We start from the raw sequence: 18,765 nt of genomic DNA, 5'->3' as shown, positions 1-18,765 counted from the left end.
CATCTTCCAGTTCCACGGGCAGTTCGTAAAGACGGCTCTCGAGTTCCTCGAGCGGTAAAAGGCGTGCGTGCGGTCGTAGTCTGGGCCGAGGGTGGTGCCTCAGGGGCGTGGCGCCCTTTGGGTGAGCGGCTCGAGGCACCCGTTCACTGACGCGACCTCGCCTTCCGCCTCACCCCATGAACGCGAGAGCGTTCTCGATCCCCAGCTCAAGGACCTCGTCGGCGCGCTTCTGGTCGGACAGGGCGCGGGACAGCTGCATCGTCCCCACCAGCATGGTGAACAGCCCGATGGCCTTGGCCTGAGCGGACCGCGGGTCCTCGGGTATCAGGCGGGCGGAGATCTCCTCGAGGATGGCCCGCACGCCGTCGCTGTAGGCCTGCCTGGTCCCGTCCTCGCAGCGGCCGATCTCGTCGAGAAGGGCGGCGGAGGGGCATCCGAGGCCGGGGTGGTCCCGGTGCTCGGGGGACAGGTACTCGCGAATGAGGTCCTCGAGTCCCGGGCGGCCGGGTCGCAGGGTGCCGTACCTCGCGACCTGCGTGTGCAGTTCCTCGGCCACGACATGGGCGACGAGGTCGTCCTTCGACGCGAAGTGGGCGTAGAAGGCTCCGTTGGTGAGCCCCGCGTCCGCCATCAGCGTGGAGATGCCCGAGCCGTCGATGCCGTCCTGCTTGAACCGGTGGCCGGCCTTCTCGATGATGCGCCGCCGCGTCACCTGCTTGTGCTCCTTGGCGTAGCGCACCACGAGCTTCCTCCGTTCGCTCCGTAAGGTCGATGCTTTGCACTCAAGGGTAATCCATGGCCTGACGAGCGTAATATCATGACCGGTGTGCCCATGTCCGGCGTCCGCATGACCGGCGTGCTCACGACCGGATGCGGGCACCGGGTCCGAGTCGGGCGGTGACTTCCGCGGCGGTAAGAGTGGAGTGCTCCGCGGAACACTCGACGACGACGCGGACCGGGGCGTCGCAGTCGGTGTGACGGATGTCCAGTACGGGCCCCTCGGGGCCGAGGGCGTACGCCTCGCCCCACTGGCTCAGCGCCATCAGGACAGGCCACAGATCCCAGCCCTTGCGGGTCAGGCGGTACTCGTTGCGGGAGCGGCTGCCCGGCTCCTGGTAGGGGACGGTCTTCAGGATGCCGGTCGCGATCAGCTTCCGGAGGCGGTCGCTGAGGACGGCTTCGGACAGGCCGATGTGGCGGTGGAAGTCGTCGAAGCGGCGGACTCCGTTGACGGCGTCACGCAGGATCAGCAACGTCCATTTCTCTCCGACCACGTCGAGCGTGCGCTGGACGGGGCAGTTCTCCGTGCTCGCCTCAAGCCACTCCATCCCGCCATCGTAAGGTTCTGGCTTCGTCATTGACAGTCAGGTGAGCGGAAAGCTAGCTTCGTTTTCAAAAGTCAGATGGAAGGTGCCCGGTCGTGGGACGAACGCGTACGTATCAATGGGAAGATCCCGCGATCCTGGCGGAAGCCGCCGGACGCATGGCCGGCATCGACTTCCTGCGTGAGTTGCAGGCGGGGCGACTGCCGGGGCCGCCCATCAACTACTCCATCGACTTCGCTCTGAGCGAGGTGGAGCCCGGCAGGGCGGTCTTCTCCCTGACACCGGGTGAGGAGCACTACAACCCGATCGGCAGCGTGCACGGCGGCATCTTCGCCACCCTGCTCGACTCGGCGGCTGGTTGCGCAGTCCAGTCGACCCTTCCGCAGGGCGTTGCGTACACCTCGCTCGACCTCACGGTGAAGTTCCTGCGACGGATCACCGTGGACACGGGCACGGTACGCGCCATCGGTACGGTGGTCAGCAAGGGCCGTCAAACCGCCCTGGCCCAGGCGCAGTTGGTCGACGGCGCGGACCGTCTGCTAGCCCATGCCACCAGTAGCTGCATGCTCTTCCCGGTGCCTCCCTCGCAGGGGTGAGCCTCGACGGCGACCGGTATCGGTCTGGGCCGTGACGCCGGACTCCCTCGATCTCGGCGCAGAACACCGGGGTGTGAGGTGAAACCGCTGCGGCGCACGTCGGTCGCGGCCCGTAACTCCTCGGGTCGCCGGCCTCCGTGCGCCGCAGCTGTGTCGAGGCGCCCGAAAATGGTGGTTGCCTCGGGCGCCGGGCTGCTCTTCGTCAGGCGGCGTGGGTGGGGTAGTCGGTGTAGCCGGCCGCACCGCCGCCGTAGAAGGTGGCGGGGTCGGGGGTGTTCAGGGGGGCGCCGGAGCGTACGCGCTCGACGAGGTCGGGATTGGCGAGGGCCATGGTGCCGACGGTGACGACGTCGGCCAGACCATCCTCGACGTCCTTGGCGCGGGTGGCGATGTCGGCACCGGCCCGGTTGAGGATCAGCGTGGTCGGCCACAACTTGCGGAGGGTGATGAGGAGTTCCTCGTCGCCGCCGTGGCCGATGTGCAGGTAGGCGAGGTTGAGGGGGGCGAGGGCGCGCAGGAGGTGCGGGTAGAGCTCGTGCGGGTCGCTCTCCGCGAGGTCGTTGAGCTTGAAGGGGTTGCCGGGAGAGATCCGGATGCCGGTGCGGCCGGCGCCGATCTCGTCGGCCACGGCCGTGGCGACCTCCACCGCGAAACGGATGCGGTTGTCGAGGGAGCCCCCGTACTGATCCGTGCGCTGGTTGGCGCTGGGGAAGAGGAACTGGTTGACCAGGTAGCCGTTGGCCCCGTGGATCTCGACGCCGTCGGCGCCGGCCGCGATGGCGGCCGCGGCGGCGCGCCGGAAGTCGTCGACCGTCGCGGCGACCTCCTCGGTGGACAGTGCGCGCGGCTCCGGCATCTCCTGGAGCCCGGACGGGGTGAACGTCTGGCCGGCCGGCTTGATCGCGGAGGGTGCCACCGGCTGCCGGTGGTGGGGGGTGTTGTCCGGGTGGGAGATGCGCCCGGCGTGCATCAGCTGGATGACGATGCGTCCGCCGGCCTTGTGTACGGCGTCGGTGACCTTGCGCCAGCCGGCGATGTGCTCCTCGGTGTAGATACCCGGGGTCACCGGGTAGCCCTGGCCGTCGGCGGAGGGCTGGGTGCCCTCGGTGATGATGAGCGCGTGCGAGGCGCGCTGGGCGTAGTACTCGGCGTTCAGCTCGGTCGGCACGCCGTCCGGGGTGGCCCTGCTGCGGGTCAGGGGGGCCATGGCCAGCCGGTGCGGCAGGGAGATCTCTCCGACGACGGTCGGGTTCCACAAGGTGTTGAGCATGGGGGATTCCTCAGGTGATGGGTGATGGTTTCGAAAGGGGCGGGGGCGGACACCGCGTGGACGTGGACACCGGGCTCTTCTGCTTCCGGGTCCGAAGACTCATTCGCCCTGCGCCCGCCGGCCGAGTCGGAGTCGGCACCGTGGCCTATAAAATTACGATCGTAATGCTATGCGGTCGGGTGGGCTGTGGCAAGTGGGCCCCGGCATGGGGCACGAAGCTGCGCGGCGCAGCTCGCGCAAGAACCTCACGCCAGAGCGGATGGATGTTCTGCAGCGGAAGCTGGAATCGCCTGCTCCGCCCAGATGACCTTGCCCTCGCGGTTGTGCCGTGTGCCCCAGTGTTCGGTGAGCTGGGCGACGAGGAGCAGGCCCCGGCCGCCCTCGTCGAAGACTCGGGCGCGGCGCAGGTGCGGGGCGGTGCTGCTGGCGTCGGAGACTTCGCACGTCAGGGCGGACTGAAGGATCATCCGCAGTTTGATGGGGCTCTTGCCGTAGCGGATGGCGGTCGTCACCAGTTCGCTGACCACGAGTTCGGTGGTGAAGGCCAGTTCTTCCAGCCCGCAGGCGGTCAGTTGATCGGATGCCTGGACGCGGGCCGTGGAGACGACAGCCGGGTCGCTGGGGAGACCCCAGGTCGCGACATGATCGGCGTCAAAGGCTCCGGTGGGACAGCCCGCCGGGCGCGCCCGCCCACCGCAAGCCAGGGAAGGCGACAGTCGATCACGGGGTGTGACCGGCGCGGCGGAGAACAGGGCGCAGGACCTCGATGACGCCAGGGTCGTCCACTGTGGAGGGGATGGCCTCGTCGTGTCCGTCGGCGATGCCGCGCATCGTCTTGCGGAGGATCTTTCCCGAGCGGGTCTTGGGCAGGGCGGCTACTACCGTGACGTCCTTGAGGGAGGCGACGGCGCCGATGCGCTCGCGCACGAGCTGGACGAGTTCGGCCTCGACCTGGCCCGGTTCGCGGTCGACGTCGGCTTTCAGGACGACGAAGCCGCGCGGTACCTGCCCCTTCAGGGCGTCGGCGACGCCGATTACAGCGCATTCGGCGACGTCGGGACGGGCGGCCAGGGCCTCTTCCATGCTGCCGGTGGACAGGCGGTGTCCGGCGACGTTGATGATGTCATCGGTGCGGCCCATGACGAAGACGTAGTCGTCGTCGTCGATGTGACCGCTGTCGCCGGTCAGGTAGTAGCCGGTGTAGGCGGAGAGGTAGGAGGCGACGTACCGGTCGTCGTCCTGCCAGAGCGTGGGCAGCGCGCCGGGCGGCAGCGGGAGCCGCACGACGATCGCGCCGTCGACGCCTGCGGGCACCGGCTCGCCCGAAGCGTCGAGGACCCGGACGTCCCATCCCGGCAGCGGACGGGTGGGAGACCCGGGCTTGAGGGGAGCCGCCTCGATGCCCACCGGGTTGGCGACGATGGGCCAGCCGGTCTCGGTCTGCCACCAGTGGTCGATCACCGGGATGCCCAGCAGATCGCTCGCCCAGTGGTAGGTCTCGGGATCGAGGCGCTCGCCGGCGAGGAAGAGGTGGCGCAGGCTGGTCAGGTCGTAGCCCGCGGTGAGCGTTCCCTGCGGGTCCTCCTTCCTGATCGCCCGGAACGCGGTGGGTGCCGTGAACATGGTCCTGACCCCGTACTCGGCGGCAAGGCGCCAGAACTGGCCCGCGTCCGGGGTGCCCACCGGCTTGCCCTCGTACAGCACCGTCGTCGCACCGACCAGCAATGGCGCGTAGACGATGTACGAGTGCCCGACGACCCAGCCGACATCGGAGCCGGTGAACATCGTCTCGCCCGGGCCCACGTCGTAGACGGCCCCCATCGACCAGTGGAGGGCGACCGCGTAGCCGCCGCAGTCACGCACGACTCCCTTGGGCTTTCCGGTGGTTCCGGAGGTGTAGAGGATGTAGAGGGGGTCGGTTGCGGGGACGGGAACACAGTCGGCCAGCGGCGCGGCAGCCACCAGGTCGGCCCAGTCGAGATCGTGAGGCCCCAACTCAGCTGTCTCCTGCGGGCGTTGCAGGATCACGCTCTTCTCCGGCTTGTGGGCCGCGAGCTCGATCGCCTCGTCGAGCAGGGGCTTGTACGCGATGACACGCTTGCCCTCGATGCCGCACGAGGCGGAGACGACCACCTTGGGGGCCGCGTCATCGATGCGCAGCGCGAGTTCGCGCGGGGCGAACCCGCCGAAGACGACCGAGTGCACCGCGCCGATACGTGCGCAGGCCAGCATCGCGACAACGGCCTCGGGGACCATCGGCATGTAGATCACCACACGGTCGACGTGCCCGACACCGAGCCGCGCGAGTGCTCCCGCGAAAGCCGCCACCTCGTCCCTCAGCTGGGCATAGGTGTAGGTGCGCCGGGTGTCGGTCACGGGTGAGTCATAGATGAGCGCAGTCTGTTCACCGCGGCCGGCCTCGACGTGCCGGTCGGCCGCGTTGAAACAGACGTTGAGCCGACCGTCGGGAAACCAGCGGTAGAAGGGGGCGCCCGAGGAGTCCAGGGCGCGTCGTGGGGCGACATCCCAGTCGATGCCCTCCGCCGCCTTCAGCCAGAAGTTCTCCGGATCCTCGGTACTCGAGCGGAAGACATTTTCGTACGTTCCCATCGCGCACTCCTTTGTGGCATCAAGGGACGGTGGCGGGGCTGCTTGCGGAACGGTGTCGGACACAAGTACCGCATGCCGGCCTATATGGTCGAGCAGGATGCCGACGACCGGCGGACCGGTCACCGGCATCGCGGTGGTGCGGCGGTCCGGCCGAAAGGCCGCTCCGCCCGGTGTGGCTTCAGCTCACGCGCCGAGGTGCTTGCGGAGCCACTGACCCATCTGCTGGATCGCCTCGTCCACCTCGGGTACGCGCCCCGCGCCCAGGACGAACGAGTGCTGTCCCTCGGGCAGCGGGTGGACCTCGGAGGTGACCTTGAAGTCCTTGAGGCGACGGCTTAGTTGGGCGCCGTCGTCGGCGAGGGTCTCGTACTCGCCGTAGAGGACGATCGTGGGAGGCAGGCCGGTCAGATCGGCGTTCACGAGGCTGATCTTCGGATCGGCGAAGTCCACTCCGGGCTCTTGGAGCCAGGCTCCACGGAAGAGCTCAAGAGTGTTCCTGCTGAGCATCTTGTCGTTGTCTTCGTTCTCGTCCACCGACGCGTTCTGCAGGGTGAGGTCGGTCCACGGCGAGACGCTGACGATCGCGCCCGGGGTCGCCTCCCCCTGCGCGAGCAGGCGCAGCGGGAGCATCACCGCGAGGGTGCCGCCGATTGAATGGCCCGTGCTGCCGATGTTCCGCGGCTCGTAGCCCTGCGAGAGCAGCCACCGGTACGCCGTCTCGGCGTCGTCGAGCTGCGCCGGGTACGGGTGTTCGGGCGCCAGGCGGAAGTCCACGACGAGTGAGCGGGCTCCCGCCGCCTTCGCGATATGGCCCGCAGCCTTGCGGTCCGAGTGCATCGAGGCGGTGACCGACCCGCCGAAGTGGAAGTGGAGCAGAGCCCGGTCGGGATCGGCTCCCTCGGGGATGGCCCAGAGGGCGGGGACGCCGCCCGCGTCCACCTCGGCGTACGTGACGCCTTCCGGCTCGGTCGACGCCTTGTGGTTGGAGTCGACGATGTCGCGGATGACGGCCAGGTCGAGGCCGGGTGTCGACGACTTCGCGCTCACGCTCGCCAGGAACTCCGCGAACTCGTGTGCTTCTGGGCTTGCTCCCATGGTGGTGCTCCTTCGCAGGTTGCTGCCACGCCCACGTCCCGCGTGCAGCCAGGTTGATGTGCGGGTCCTGACACTTCTGGCTGAGTATAGAAAAGTAAACTCAGAAGGGATCGGGATCACCTCTGGTTGCGGAGGCGCGGCGGCGCTGTGCGGGCGACCCCCGACACCGGCTTCGACGCGCTCTCCGCCTCGCCGCAGAGCTTGGAGATCACTCGCGCCCTGCTGGCCCGGGGCAGGCAGCAGACGTTGCACGAGTGCCTTGACGCCGAACTCACTCTCACGCGCACGACCATCCGCACGCCGGACTTCCTGGAGGGCGTCCGAGTGGCCTTGGCCGACAAGGACCGCAGTCCACCTGGGAACGTGAGGCGTAGGGCGGACAGACGCTGCTGGCCTGAGCATTTGCGCCGTGAGCAGGTCCTCAGGGCTGACCGGGGTGAGGCGGAGCTTGCCGAAATCAGCGCGTGGTTCGATCGGCTGTAACGCACTTGACCGGGTGTGCAGGGTTATGGACAGGATTTGCGGCTGTCCGGTGTCCGCACTGCCGGACAGGATGTTCTTGCCGAATTGCGCGGCGCGGATCGCGGTGACGTGCCCGTGGTTCCGGCGCCGATGGTGACGACGCCGTAGTGCGTGCTCACGAAGTACCTCCGTTCCGGGGAGATGGTCGGCTGGCGGAGCGAGCGGTCATGCGGCGCGGATGTGCGGCGCCAGGGTGGCGTGGATCTGGTCGCGGATGTCGGCGAGCACGGCTTCGTCGCTGCGGTGCAGGCGCACGGTGGCTGTGGTGCTGATGTGAATGATCGCGGTGATCACCCGCGCCAGCGTTGCCGCGTCGGCGGCGCCGATGTACTCGTTGCGGGTGAGCAGGCCGGTGATGCCGTCCTCGAGGCGGCCGGTAAGGGTCAGACCCGCTTGCCGGTAGGGCTCGGCCGGGTCACCGAAGACGAGTTCGCGCAGGTATGTGCGGCCGTTCTCGATGTGCTCCCTCACGCACTGCACCACGGGGCGGATGAGAGCGATGACCGGCTCCAGCGCTCCCTGTCCGACGGCGGCGTTCGCGGCGGCGAGGCCGGAATCGACGGCGGCGGCGAACTTCTCGTTCTGCACCATGATCAGCAACTCGGCCTTCGTGGACGCGTACAGATAGAGCGTCCCGATCGCGACATCGGCCCGGCGGGCGACCTGCTGCGTCGTGACCCTGTCGACGCCGTGTTCGACGAACAGCTCGCGGGCGGCGGTCATGATGCGCTCGCGCTTGGCCTGTTTGGCCAGCTCGCGGCGCCCGATCGGCATGTGACCGCTTCCCATGGGGACCTCCCTTGACAATAATTCTGAGTAGACTCATAGTTGAGTGTACTCGGATTAGTCGAGTGGGGCGAGGTTGCGAGGTCCCCGGATGTCGCGCCGGGTTCACCGATCCATTCTCAAACCTGGATAAATAGGGCAAATAGTAGGAGTGGCGCCCCATGAGAGCGTTCGTCGTCACCAAGTACAAGGAGCCGCTGCAGGAGGCGGAAGTCCCCGAGCCCACCGTCGGTGAGCACGACGTGCTGGTGCGGGTGGAGGCCGCCGGGCTGAACCCGCTGGACGAGAAGATCCGCGCCGGTGAGTTCAAGCAGATCCTGCCCTACAAGCTGCCAATGATCCTGGGCAACGACGTCGCGGGCACCGTAATCCGCGTCGGGACGGCGGTTCGCGGCTTCAAGCCCGGAGACGAGGTCTACGCCCGGCCCGCCCAGGACCGCATCGGCACGTTCGCCGAGCGCATCGCCGTCGCGGAGGACGACCTGGCGCTCAAGCCCGCCTCGATCAGCATGGAAGAGGCCGGCTCGCTGCCGCTGGTGGCGCTCACGGTGTGGCAGGCGCTGGTGGAGCGCGGGAAGGTGCGGCCCGGGCAGAAGGTTCTCATTCATGCCGGCGCCGGCGGGGTCGGTTCGATCGCGATCCAGCTCGCCGCACACCTCGGGGCGAGCGTGGCCACGACCGCCAGCGGTCCCAACGCGGACTTCGTGCGCGCGCTCGGCGCGGACACGGTGATCGATTACCGCACCCAGGACTTCGAGCAGCTCCTGAGCGGCTACGACCTGGTGTTGGACAGCCTCGGTGGGGAGACTCTCGAGAAGTCCCTGCGGGTGCTCAAGCCCGGCGGCAAGGCCATCGGGATCGCCGGTCCCCCGGAACCCGCGTTCGCTCGCGAGGCCGGCCTGAACCCGCTGCTGCGCCTGGGGGTCGCCGTCCTGAGCCGCAAGATCCGCAAGCAGGCGAAGAAGCTCGGCGTGACGTATGAGTTCATGCTCATGCGCGCCAGCGGCGATCAGCTCCGCCAGATCACCACCCTCATCGACCAGGGCGTGGTGCGTCCGGTCGTGGGAAAGGTGGTCGGCTTCGACCAGACCCCGCAGGCGCTGCAGTCCCTGTCCCAGGGCGGCATCCGCGGCAAGGCCGTCATCGGCAACAGCTGACCCGCCGCAACCGCGACGGGCGACACGAAACACACAGCGACACAGAACACGCAAGGAGAATCCGTCATGAGCAGCACCGACACCCCGAACGAAGCCGTCATCACCTCCTACGCGAAGGCCCCGGCCCGCACCGTCAGCGCCGGCGGCGTCACCTACGCCTATCGCGAGCTGGGCCCGAAGGGCGGCATCCCCGTCGTCTTCTTCGTCCACCTCGCCGCGACCCTGGACAACTGGGACCCCCGCATCATCGATCCCATCGCGAAGGGCCGTCACGTCATCGCCTTCGACAACCGCGGTGTCGGGGCGTCCACCGGTCAGGTGCCGGACAGTGTCGAGGCGATGGCCGACGACGCCTACACCTTCATCAAGGCGCTCGGATACGACAAGATCGACGTCTTCTCCTTCTCCCTGGGCGGCATGGTCGCCCAGGCCCTGGTGGTCAAGCACCCCGAGCTCGTCCGCAAGCTGGTCCTCACCGGCACCGGGCCCAAGGGCGGCAAGGACATGGACAAGGTCGCCAGAACCACCTACTGGGACATCCTGCGCGCCACGTTGACCCGTTCGGACCCCAAGGAGTTCCTGTTCTTCAACCGCAATGCCACCGGCAAGGCCGCCGGGCGCGCGTTCGTCAACCGGCTCAAGGAGCGCACCGTCGACCGCGACGCCGACATCAAGGTCAAGGCGTTCCAGACGCAGCTGAAGGCGATCAAGAAGTGGGGGCGCTCCGCCCCTGACGACCTGTCGTCGATCACGCAGCCCACCCTGATCGCCAACGGCGACAACGACCGCATGGTGCCGTCGGTCCTGTCGGAGGACCTGCACCGGCGCATCAAGGACAGCAAGCTGATCATCTACCCCGACTCCGGGCACGGCGGCATCTTCCAGCACCACCAGGAGTTCGCCCCCGTGGCGGTCGAGTTCCTGGCCCGATGACCAGCGCCTGACCAGCGCCTGGCCAAGAAGACAAGGGAAATCATGAGCACGTCACTAGCCGTCGCACCCCTTGAAGTGAAGAAGCCTCTCACCTCCTCGATCCTGCTGTGGGTGCGCACCGACCAGCCCCGCTAGACCGGCATGGACCACTGGAAGGGCCCGCATTCAGGGATCATCTCCGCCACCCCGGGCCTGGAGGAGTACCGGCAGATCCACCTCGCCGAGCACAACCTGGGCCGGTGGCCGGCCACCGACGGGGTCCAGACCGCGATTCCCGCCGACCGGAAGATCGACGGCGTCGCGGAAGTCACCTTCCAATCGGTGCTTGCACCCCTGAAAGGGCGCAAGCAGACGAAGCTGGCCTACGCCGACGCGATCAACGTGTTCCGCCGCACCCTGCTCTACGCCGGCCCGCCGAACTCCTCTCGGTGGTACGACGTCGCAGGCCCCGGACGGACGGTCGGTGCCCGCGCGCTGATCCACCTTCGCCGCAGAGACGGGGTCGGCGCCGGCGCCTTCCGGAAGTTCGTCAACGAGCAGCTCGCCCCCGCGCTCGCCGGCACCGGAGTGCTGAACGAACTGCGCACGCAGACGTTCCTGCCCTGGATCGAAAAGCTCTGGGACACCCCGGACGTCGCCCACGACAACCCCACGACCAGCACTTCCACGCCTCGGTCAGCCTCGGGTTCACCGACACCGCAGCACGGGACGCCTTCTTCACCGGCAACGCGATCGAGGACCTGTCCGACCGGCTGGCAACGCAGGTCTCCGCGATCCACGCCTACGACGTAACCGCCGCCCTCACCTACGTCACAAACGGCGAGATCCTCCCGCACTACGAGGAGTGAGCAGCGCGCAGACGGGAAACGGGACCGCCGGATCTGCTCGGCAGATCCATCCGCCCCGGCTTCCCGGCCCTCCTCGCGCCCCCGTCGGCGCTGGGGCTGGGTCACCCGCGCCCTCCCCGACAGCGAACTCGACGCCTTCGTCGGCACCGTCGCCGCCCGGCTCGCCTCCTTCGACCGCACCTCACTCGCCTCGGCCAAAGCCCAGATCAACCGGGCATCCCTGCCCCCGGACGCGGACCTGGTCGCCGCGTACGGTGAGTTCAGCCACTCCCTCACCCTCCCCGGTTTCCTCACCCGGGCCGCAGGCACGCAGGCCGTCGTCGAACAGGCCGGCATCGACTTCGAGTACCGTCTCGGGCACCACATCGGCATCGCCAACCAGCAACGCTGACACCCATCAGAAACCGGGGACGGACGCAGCCGATGCCGCGTCCGTCCTCTTTTGCCGCAGGGCCCACCTGATTTCCGACGTCGTCGGCACCGTGGTCAACCGGCGCATCAGCATCGCGGGCGAATTCGGGTGCGTCGGCGCCCGCGTCGCGGCGCAGGCCGATTGGCCAGGACTCACCACCCAGTGGCGCAGCCTGTACCCGCCGACACTGCTGCGGGTGGCGTTCGGGGCAGTGCCCTGGCGGTCGCTGGACGAACTGCACCGGTTGGTGCGCGGACGAGTGCGGGCCGAGCATGGCCTGACCGAGCTTCACCGACACAGACCGGGCCGACCTCGCGGTGCCTGGCACCGCCTGAGCCCGTGGCCCGACAGCCGCGATGGTCTGTCACCACGATGGTGCCCCGCTTCTGACCGGGCTGCTGCCGGATCGACCGCCGATGTCATCCGCCGCTCGACGGCCGCGACGGTGCACCCCTTCTCGACACCGGCCAGCCAAGAACGCCATGGATCACAGGGTCCCGACGTCAGGAGATCACATCGGGACCGAAGGACAAGCTCAGGCGTTCGTGCCGCGCAGGTCCGGGTAGAGCGCCTCGACCGGGCCGCTCAGAGCAGCCTTGACCCCCTGGGTCAACTCGTCGGCCAGGACCTCGTATTCTCCGGCCTCGACGGCGTCGTAGACCGTCGTCACCAGCTGCGTCGGCAGCATCTTGGGTCCGTCGGCGTGCGCGGCCATACCGGTGTCGACGTAGCCCATGTGCACACCCGTCACGTGGACGCCCATGGGTGCGAACTCGATGCGCAGCGAGTTGGTGGCCGACCACAGCGCGGCCTTGGACGCGCTGTAGGCGCCGCCGAAGGCATACCAGCTGGCAACGGAGTGCACGCCGATGAGGACTGACCCCTTCTTGGCGGCGAGGACCGGTGCGAAGGCGCGGGCGAGGAAGACCGGCCCGAAAAAGTTCGTCTCCATGTTCGCCCGGATGTCCGCCTCGGTGACGTCCAGCAGGCTCGCGCTCGGCGGGGTGGCGCCCGCGTTGTTGACGAGCACGGTGACGTCCGCCGCGGCGGAGACGGCCGCGTCGATCGACGCGTGGTCGGTGACGTCAAGGGTCAGGGGGACGATGCGTTCGTCGTCCCAGGCGCGGGGGGTACGGGCGGTGGCGTAGACCTTGGCGGCGCCGCGAGCCAGGGCCTCGTGGACGAAGTGGGTGCCGATACCGCCATTGGCGCCGGTGACGAGGACGACTGCTCCATCGAGGGAGGGCATGGGTGTTCCTTCGTTCCGAGGGGATGTGAAGTGGGTGGCTCTGCAGGATGGAGCAACGACACGTCGCCCCGCGATGGGAGAATGAGCGGAGCCACATTCGAGCCCACTTGGCATTGAGTACAATCGTAACTGACTTCAGTCAGAATCTATTCCTGGAGGAACACGGCCATGCCTGTCGGACGGCGCGAGCGGAACAAGCAGGAGAAACTCGACCGCATCGTCGCTGCCGCCAGTGAGTTGTTCGCCGAACACGGCGTCGATGAGGTGACGACCCAGCAGATCGCCGACAAGGCCGACATCGGCACCGGGACCCTGTTCCTTTACGCCAAGACCAAGGGCGAACTCCTCCTGCTCGTGCAGAACGCCAAGTACGCCGAGGCGCTCGAGCAGGGCCGGGCGGGCGCCGAGGCCGTCCCGGGCGTGCTGGACGCGGTGACGGCGATCGTCCGGCCGATCGTGGAGTGCAACCGCACCCAGATCGACAACGGACGTACCTACCTGCGAGAGATGGTCTTCGGCGACCCCGAGGAGCCCCGGCACGGCGCGGCACTCGCGATCGTCGCGCAGACCGAGGAGGCCGTCGCCGCCGCGCTGCGCCGGGACGAGCGGGTCACGGAAGGCGACGCCGCGACGCTTGCACACATCGTGTCCGCCGTGGCGTTCCTCAGTTTGGCGGCGAGCATGAACATCGCCATGAGCGTCGAGGAGCTCGTGCAGGACATCCGGCGGCAGGTCGAAGTCCTCCTGCCTCGCTGAAGCGTGGCCCAGCCTCAGGCGCAGGTGACGATCCGGGCAGTCCTCGGCTGCGGCATGGCCGAATCCCCAAATGACAGGTCATCCGGCCGTTGCTGCTCATGCCCGCATGACTGGACGGGTGGGGCGGCCGGCCGAAGGGCTACCTTCACCTCGTGCTGCTGGGATTCCGGAGGCGGTGCTGCGCCGTGACCAGCGGCCCGGCGATCTGGTCGGCGGGAACGGGGTGCACCGCACCACCGTGCCCGGTGGGTGCGCGAGGTCGTGGGCCTGCTGGCCGCCCGCGCCCCGCGCCTGGACCGCGCGTTGAAGAAGATCGCCCGAAAGGGCGGCGGGTGGTCCTGCCGGTGTTCGTACTGAGGCGACTGGGAGCCAGCCTCGTGCTGCTCATGGTATTGAGCTGGGCTTGCGTCGGTCGGCTGCGATCAGGTTTCTGGACTCCTTGCCGCCGGCTGGTCGCTGTTGCCCTGTGCCAGTGACGCGAGAATCTCCTTGCGGCAGACATAGAGGATTTCGTCCGCCAGCGGGGAATCGTCCGGGCATGCTCGCGACAACATGACCGCTCCGACTGAATGGGCGAGCATGTCGATCACCATCATGCGGGCCGCGCGCTGGTCCGTGTCCCCCGGCGTATCGCTTTGGGACTGAAGGGCCGTCAGCAGATTCTCGATCCCGGCTGCGAACTCTGTTCTGATGTCCGCCGGCTGACGTGCGGCGTCGCCGCCGAGGGCCGCGATGGTGCAGCCGTCGCCGCGCCCGTCGCGATGCTCCCGCGAGACGTAGCGCTCGACGAACTCGGCGGGGTCCAGACCTTCTGTCCGTGCCATGGTCTGCGAGAGCCCGCTTGCGGACGCTTCGGCCATCAGGTCGGCCTTGGAGCGGAAGTGCTTGTAGAACCCGCCATGGGTGAACCCGGCGGCTGCCATCAGTTCTGCCACGCCGACACCGTCATAGCCGCGCTCCCGGAACAGCCTGGAGGCTGTCGCGACGATGTGGGCACGGTTCTGCTCTGCCTGTGCCTTGGTGACCCGCATGTCCAGCCGTCCCTTCGTCGGTCGACGCTCGACGGTCCAGCATACATAGATGTCGATCGGCATCAAAGAGGTTGACTTTTTAGATTATGATCGTCATCGTATTGCTCACCCCCTTCAGAAAGGCTCAGGTCATGAGTGACACGCATGTGACCGCACCGACTCAGTACATCGAGGTTGACGGCGACCGGTTCGCCTACCGGCGCTGGGGCAAGCCCTCGGGCGTCCCGATCTTCCTGGTCCAGCACTTCCGCGGAGGGATGGACAACTGGGACCCGCTGCTCACCGACGGCCTGGCCGAAGGCCGTGAGGTCATCCTGTTCAACGGCCGCGGCGTCGCCTCGTCATCGGGCACGCCGCGTAACCGGATCGAGGACATGGCCGACGACATCGCCGCGGTCATCCGGGCGCTGGGGCTGGAGCAGGTCGACCTGCTCGGCTTTTCGCTCGGCGGTTTCCAGGCGCAGGAGGTCACGCTGCGCCATCCCCAGCTGGTGCGCAAGCTCCTCCTGCTCGGCACCGGCCTCCGAGGCGGGGACCCGACAAGTGACCCCCAGGTGCCTCAGTACGCCCTGAACCCGGTTCCCACCCTGGAGGACTTCCTCTTCCTGTTCTTCGGCCGCTCGGAAGCCGCGAAGCAAGCGGGCAAGGCCTTCTGGGAGCGCCGCCACCAGCGGGCCGACCAGGACCCGCCGAGCTCGCCTGCGGTCGCACAGGCGCAGTTCGAAGCGACCATCGCCTACGCGGAACCGCTGCCGGGCGAGAACCCCTACGCCCACCTGAACGCGATCACCCAGCCGACGCTGGTCCTCAACGGCGAGAACGACGTGATGATCGCCTCGATCAACTCCTGGCACCTCGCCCAGAACATCCCCAACGCTCAGCTGCTGATCTACCCCGATGCCGGGCATGGAGCGCAGTTCCAGTATCCCGAGCGGTTCCTGAAGCACGCCATTCAGTTCCTCGACGAGTAACGCCTGCGGGGCTTCGGTGCAGTCGCTGACGCCTGGTCCGTGATGACGGGCCGCAGGCTCACCGGATCCCCGGAATGCGACACGCACACCTTCCCAGGCCATGCAGTCCTCTACGCCCCCGTGGTCGAAACGGAAGACAGTCCGGACCAACGGAGCGGCGCCGATTTCGCCGGCTTGACCAGCTGCGCGAGAATCCGGCAGGCCGGACCCCGGCCTGCCGGGGCGGCTGGCTGAGGTAGGCGCATCCTGCGTGATCGAGGCGGGGTGCGCCATCGCCCGGCTGCCGTGCCCGCTCCGACGGTGTCCACCGCCGCGACCTTCCGGCCGGGACGGCTGATACGTGCCGCACGGGCGTGGAAGACGTGGGCGTCGGCCGCGCCGTCGGTGACCACGACGAAGAGCGCCTGAGTTCCAGCCACTGGGCGGCGATCCGCTCGATCGTGGTGTCCGGGTAGAGCCACTCGACGTCCTCGCTGCCGGCCGTGACGACGTGGGCGACGCCGCTCCTTCCGGCGTGCCTCGGGCCGGTCTGCTGGGCGAGTCGGCCCGTGGGCGGCAGGGAGAGTCGCCGGACCAGTCCCAGAGGCTCCGCTCGCCGAGACGAGGGTCGTACAGGGCCCGACCGCCGGCGCCGAACTGCCCGAGCTCGGTCGTCAGCGCAGCGCCGGTCTGGATCTCGTCCGCTGTCCAGCCGGTGATTCCTTGATCATCGGGACCTGCTTCCACCTGGACATCGTCATCGGCAGGCCCCACTGGTTCAGCCACACCATCGCCGGCTCCCACCTGCCATCGGCCGTCGTCACCAGCAGCCGGCGCCGCTCCTCCGCATCCAGGCGGGCCACCGGCACCCACCGGCCACCCACCCGCACCCGGGGCGCGGCCGGGTCCTCCACCAGCAGCGACCGGCGCGTCGGGATGTAGAAGCCGCGCGAGCGCCCATAGTCGAGCATCTCGGCCCGGTCCCACTCCATGTAGTCGCGCACATCTCGCAGCACTGGCACTGGCCAGTACACCGCCCGGCCCGACCTCCCCTTTGAAATCGCGTGCGGCAGCACCGCTCGCGCGTTGACGATCCCTGACGCTGCAGGCGGCAGCTCCGGCAGATGGAACACCGTCAGCGCCGAGTGCTCGCACAACCGCAGCCCCGTACGGACCATCGAATCCGCGTACGCCGCGTTCCGCGCCGCCCACCTCCCACGGAACCCGCGCCTTGGCGTCTCCTTCGAGTCGAAGCCGCACAGCCCGACATTGCGCCGAAGCCGATACGACTTCGGTGGCAGCCACTTCACCTCGCGTCGTGGCCCCATGTGCGACGTCTCGGCTGGCACTTGCCGCACCATCGTGCCGCCAGCCCCGCCCCGCCACGGCGACCGCACCGAAGCCGCGCGCTGACGGATGGGATTGGCCCTGACGAGGTTCTGCTCGATCGCCCACAGGTAGAACTGGTTGACAGTGGACACCTCCCGGTCCCCGCTCGTGTCTTCCAAACGAGGTCCACGCTCATCACGACGCCGCCACCACTCGTACGCCGCCCGGTCGTCCATGGACGCATCACGCCAGTCACGCCTGCCTCGCGCGAACCACAGGAAGTCGAAGTACGTGCGCAGATCCTGGGCATGGGCGGCCTGGGTGTTCCACGGCGAAGACGCCAGCCACACCGAGAAATACCGGTTCAGCGCCACGTCGTACCCGCCCGCCGGGCTGATCAGGAACGGCTGCCCCTCGGGCACCCCCAGATCGTCCAACCCCTCACCGAGATCGGCGAACAGGGAGTTGAACTCCCGCATGAACGGGGTCTTTTCGCGCGGCCACGCCAGGTCTCGACGGGTGAAATGCGCTCACCAACCGGTGATCGACATGACGCTGGACGATAGTCCGTGGACAGCTCAACAGCGCGTAACCAAAGGCACGCGACAACAAGGCACGCGGGGCACGGGGCTCCGCAGACTGCCGCGGCCGCCGGCAGCTCTCGGACTCGAGTTCGGAGCAGAGGGCGCCGTTGGACAACTCCCGTGTCCGTCATGAGCGTCGAGACACGCGAGCCGTCGATGTCGTTCCGCCCGACGCGGCGAGCGTCTCTCGCCCTTGCCGTCGCGTCGTCGGCCCCGCGTGATCGTGCCAGGAGGACGCGGTGTGGCCGGCCTGATCTCAGTTGCGCTCGGGCGTCATCGAGACCACGACCTTGCCGGCCTTGGTGCGGCCTTGCTCGACGTACGCCATCGCCTCGAGCGTCTGATCGAACGGGAAGGTGCTGTCGATGACCGGGCGGAGCTTCCCGCTGTCGTAGAGGGCGCCGAGCTCGCGCAACTGGGAGCCATTGGCCTGCATGAAGAAGAACTGGTAGCGAACGCCCAGGGCCTTCGCCTGCTTGCGGATCTTGCGACTGAGCACGTTCATGACCAGCCCGAGGAAGGAGGGAGCGCCGAGCTGCCTGGCGAACCCGGCGTCCGGCGGGCCCACGACGCTGACAGCCAGGCCGCCGGGCTTCAGCACGGTCAGCGACTTCTCCAGGTTCGCCCCGCCCACGGCGTCCAGCACCAGGTCGTAGCCGGACAGCACCTTGGAGAAGTCCTCCTTTTTGTAGTCGACGACGACGTCGGCGCCGAGGCTTCGGACCAGCTTCTCGGAATCAGTGCTCGCGGTCGTCGCCACCGTGGCGCCGAGGTGTTTGGCGAGCTGGATGACCGTCGATCCGAGACCGCCGGCACCGGCGTGGACGAGCACCTTCTGACCCGGCTTCACATGGGCCTGGTCTACGAGGACCTGCCAGGCGGCCAGGGCCACCAGCGGCACCGCGGCCGCCTCCTGCGGGGTGAGCGAGGCCGGCTTGGGCGCGACGTCGTCCATGTCGATCGCGATGTACTCCGCGAAGCCTCCGATCCGCAGGTCGCGCGGACGGGCGTAGACCTCGTCGCCGACCTCGAGGCCGCGCACGGCGGAGCCGACCCGCGTCACGACGCCGGCCACGTCATGACCGAGCACGAACGGAGGCTTGTACTTCAACAGCTGCTTGAACTCCCCGTTGCGGACCATCTTGTCCAGCGGGTTGATGCTCGCGGCGCTCACCCTGACCAGAACATCGCGGTCACCGACGCTAGGCTCGGGTATCTCGGCGGCGCGCACGCCGTCCTTGCCGTACTTCTCGACGACGAATGCCTTCATGCCGGCCGCCTTTCCATGTGATCTTCTCGGTCGCCTGCGTGT

At 68.2% G+C, this 18,765-nt stretch carries 18 protein-coding genes and 1 pseudogene; 7 read left to right on the top strand and 12 right to left on the bottom strand.

The window, feature by feature from the left end; all coding sequences use genetic code 11:
• Positions 1-169 precede the first annotated feature (169 nt).
• A complete protein-coding gene (locus ACFY01_RS04735; RefSeq protein ID WP_390734205.1) occupies positions 170-742 on the bottom strand; it encodes a TetR/AcrR family transcriptional regulator in 573 nt (190 codons plus the stop codon).
• 118 nt (positions 743-860) lie between these two features.
• The gene (locus ACFY01_RS04730) at positions 861-1,328 is read right to left on the bottom strand and encodes a winged helix-turn-helix transcriptional regulator (protein ID WP_390734204.1); all 468 of its coding nucleotides are present in this window, start codon (positions 1,326-1,328) and stop codon (positions 861-863) included.
• 92 nt (positions 1,329-1,420) lie between these two features.
• Here ACFY01_RS04730 and ACFY01_RS04725 point away from each other — a divergent pair, with 92 nt between their 5' ends.
• Positions 1,421-1,921, top strand: a complete 501-nt coding sequence (locus ACFY01_RS04725; protein WP_390734203.1) for a PaaI family thioesterase — start codon at positions 1,421-1,423, stop codon at positions 1,919-1,921.
• A gap of 202 nt (positions 1,922-2,123) precedes the next feature.
• On the opposite strand, the gene ACFY01_RS04720 is transcribed toward ACFY01_RS04725, so the two are convergent.
• From ACFY01_RS04720 to ACFY01_RS04705, 4 genes and pseudogenes are all read right to left on the bottom strand, one after another.
• On the bottom strand, positions 2,124-3,191 hold the full coding sequence (locus ACFY01_RS04720; RefSeq protein WP_390734202.1) for an alkene reductase: 1,068 nt from the start codon (positions 3,189-3,191) through the stop codon (positions 2,124-2,126).
• A gap of 245 nt (positions 3,192-3,436) precedes the next feature.
• Positions 3,437-3,856: pseudogene (locus ACFY01_RS04715) on the bottom strand (ATP-binding protein); the annotation flags it as partial.
• Positions 3,857-3,911: 55 nt separating this feature from the next.
• A complete protein-coding gene (locus ACFY01_RS04710; RefSeq protein WP_390734201.1) occupies positions 3,912-5,801 on the bottom strand; it encodes a propionyl-CoA synthetase in 1,890 nt (629 codons plus the stop codon).
• 183 nt (positions 5,802-5,984) lie between these two features.
• Positions 5,985-6,896 (bottom strand): alpha/beta hydrolase, encoded by a 912-nt coding sequence (locus tag ACFY01_RS04705; protein ID WP_390734200.1) that lies wholly within the window; start codon positions 6,894-6,896, stop codon positions 5,985-5,987.
• A gap of 147 nt (positions 6,897-7,043) precedes the next feature.
• On the opposite strand from ACFY01_RS04705, the gene ACFY01_RS04700 reads away from it, so the two are divergent.
• On the top strand, positions 7,044-7,379 hold the full coding sequence (locus ACFY01_RS04700) for an enoyl-CoA hydratase/isomerase family protein (RefSeq protein ID WP_390734199.1): 336 nt from the start codon (positions 7,044-7,046) through the stop codon (positions 7,377-7,379).
• Between the two features lie 204 nt (positions 7,380-7,583).
• Here the strand turns inward: ACFY01_RS04700 and ACFY01_RS04695 are convergent, their stop codons facing one another.
• The gene (locus tag ACFY01_RS04695; protein WP_390734198.1) at positions 7,584-8,207 is read right to left on the bottom strand and encodes a TetR/AcrR family transcriptional regulator; all 624 of its coding nucleotides are present in this window, start codon (positions 8,205-8,207) and stop codon (positions 7,584-7,586) included.
• A gap of 158 nt (positions 8,208-8,365) precedes the next feature.
• On the opposite strand from ACFY01_RS04695, the gene ACFY01_RS04690 reads away from it, so the two are divergent.
• From ACFY01_RS04690 to ACFY01_RS04680, 3 genes are all read left to right on the top strand, one after another.
• Positions 8,366-9,361 (top strand): NADP-dependent oxidoreductase, encoded by a 996-nt coding sequence (locus ACFY01_RS04690; RefSeq protein ID WP_390734197.1) that lies wholly within the window; start codon positions 8,366-8,368, stop codon positions 9,359-9,361.
• Positions 9,362-9,427: 66 nt separating this feature from the next.
• Positions 9,428-10,294 (top strand): alpha/beta fold hydrolase, encoded by an 867-nt coding sequence (locus ACFY01_RS04685; protein ID WP_390734196.1) that lies wholly within the window; start codon positions 9,428-9,430, stop codon positions 10,292-10,294.
• Between the two features lie 141 nt (positions 10,295-10,435).
• The gene (locus tag ACFY01_RS04680) at positions 10,436-11,086 is read left to right on the top strand and encodes a hypothetical protein (RefSeq protein WP_390734195.1); all 651 of its coding nucleotides are present in this window, start codon (positions 10,436-10,438) and stop codon (positions 11,084-11,086) included.
• A gap of 237 nt (positions 11,087-11,323) precedes the next feature.
• On the opposite strand, the gene ACFY01_RS04675 is transcribed toward ACFY01_RS04680, so the two are convergent.
• A complete protein-coding gene (locus ACFY01_RS04675) occupies positions 11,324-11,536 on the bottom strand; it encodes a hypothetical protein (protein WP_390734194.1) in 213 nt (70 codons plus the stop codon).
• Positions 11,537-12,089: 553 nt separating this feature from the next.
• Positions 12,090-12,803: an SDR family oxidoreductase gene (locus ACFY01_RS04670; RefSeq protein ID WP_390734193.1), complete on the bottom strand. Its 714-nt coding sequence runs from the start codon at positions 12,801-12,803 to the stop codon at positions 12,090-12,092.
• 168 nt (positions 12,804-12,971) lie between these two features.
• On the opposite strand from ACFY01_RS04670, the gene ACFY01_RS04665 reads away from it, so the two are divergent.
• Entirely contained in the window at positions 12,972-13,559 is a 588-nt protein-coding gene (locus ACFY01_RS04665) for a TetR/AcrR family transcriptional regulator (RefSeq protein ID WP_390734192.1), read from the top strand.
• Between the two features lie 422 nt (positions 13,560-13,981).
• Here ACFY01_RS04665 and ACFY01_RS04660 read toward each other — a convergent pair whose 3' ends face one another.
• Positions 13,982-14,653 (bottom strand): TetR/AcrR family transcriptional regulator, encoded by a 672-nt coding sequence (locus ACFY01_RS04660; protein WP_390734191.1) that lies wholly within the window; start codon positions 14,651-14,653, stop codon positions 13,982-13,984.
• A 68-nt stretch (positions 14,654-14,721) separates the two neighbouring features.
• Here ACFY01_RS04660 and ACFY01_RS04655 point away from each other — a divergent pair, with 68 nt between their 5' ends.
• Positions 14,722-15,561: an alpha/beta fold hydrolase gene (locus ACFY01_RS04655; RefSeq protein ID WP_390734190.1), complete on the top strand. Its 840-nt coding sequence runs from the start codon at positions 14,722-14,724 to the stop codon at positions 15,559-15,561.
• A 653-nt stretch (positions 15,562-16,214) separates the two neighbouring features.
• Here ACFY01_RS04655 and ACFY01_RS04650 read toward each other — a convergent pair.
• Positions 16,215-17,348 carry an integrase gene (locus ACFY01_RS04650; protein WP_390734189.1) on the bottom strand — a complete coding sequence of 378 codons (1,134 nt, stop codon included), beginning with the start codon at positions 17,346-17,348 and terminating at the stop codon, positions 16,215-16,217.
• Positions 17,349-17,709: 361 nt separating this feature from the next.
• On the bottom strand, positions 17,710-18,723 hold the full coding sequence (locus ACFY01_RS04645) for an NADP-dependent oxidoreductase (RefSeq protein WP_390734188.1): 1,014 nt from the start codon (positions 18,721-18,723) through the stop codon (positions 17,710-17,712).
• Between the last annotated feature and the right edge of the window lie 42 nt (positions 18,724-18,765).

Source organism: Streptomyces sp. NPDC001480, from assembly GCF_042894725.1.
GTDB lineage: Bacteria > Actinomycetota > Actinomycetes > Streptomycetales > Streptomycetaceae > Streptomyces.
The sequence above is the reverse complement of the archived record's forward strand: the minus strand, read 5'-3'. Positions and strand labels throughout refer to the sequence as shown.

Excerpts from the sequence above, each read along its gene's own strand:
- ACFY01_RS04710 (WP_390734201.1), bottom strand. The coding sequence starts at position 5,801 with ATGGGAACGTACGAAAATGTCTTCCGCTCGAGTACCGAGGATCCGGAG.
- ACFY01_RS04705 (WP_390734200.1), bottom strand. The coding sequence starts at position 6,896 with ATGGGAGCAAGCCCAGAAGCACACGAGTTCGCGGAGTTCCTGGCGAGC.
- ACFY01_RS04680 (WP_390734195.1), top strand. The coding sequence starts at position 10,436 with ATGGACCACTGGAAGGGCCCGCATTCAGGGATCATCTCCGCCACCCCG.
- ACFY01_RS04685 (WP_390734196.1), top strand. The coding sequence starts at position 9,428 with ATGAGCAGCACCGACACCCCGAACGAAGCCGTCATCACCTCCTACGCG.
- ACFY01_RS04645 (WP_390734188.1), bottom strand. The coding sequence starts at position 18,723 with ATGAAGGCATTCGTCGTCGAGAAGTACGGCAAGGACGGCGTGCGCGCC.
- ACFY01_RS04690 (WP_390734197.1), top strand. The coding sequence starts at position 8,366 with ATGAGAGCGTTCGTCGTCACCAAGTACAAGGAGCCGCTGCAGGAGGCG.
- ACFY01_RS04665 (WP_390734192.1), top strand. The coding sequence starts at position 12,972 with ATGCCTGTCGGACGGCGCGAGCGGAACAAGCAGGAGAAACTCGACCGC.
- ACFY01_RS04695 (WP_390734198.1), bottom strand. The coding sequence starts at position 8,207 with ATGGGAAGCGGTCACATGCCGATCGGGCGCCGCGAGCTGGCCAAACAG.
- ACFY01_RS04730 (WP_390734204.1), bottom strand. The coding sequence starts at position 1,328 with ATGGAGTGGCTTGAGGCGAGCACGGAGAACTGCCCCGTCCAGCGCACG.
- ACFY01_RS04670 (WP_390734193.1), bottom strand. The coding sequence starts at position 12,803 with ATGCCCTCCCTCGATGGAGCAGTCGTCCTCGTCACCGGCGCCAATGGC.
- ACFY01_RS04660 (WP_390734191.1), bottom strand. The coding sequence starts at position 14,653 with ATGCCGATCGACATCTATGTATGCTGGACCGTCGAGCGTCGACCGACG.
- ACFY01_RS04720 (WP_390734202.1), bottom strand. The coding sequence starts at position 3,191 with ATGCTCAACACCTTGTGGAACCCGACCGTCGTCGGAGAGATCTCCCTG.
- ACFY01_RS04650 (WP_390734189.1), bottom strand. The coding sequence starts at position 17,348 with ATGCGGGAGTTCAACTCCCTGTTCGCCGATCTCGGTGAGGGGTTGGAC.
- ACFY01_RS04655 (WP_390734190.1), top strand. The coding sequence starts at position 14,722 with ATGAGTGACACGCATGTGACCGCACCGACTCAGTACATCGAGGTTGAC.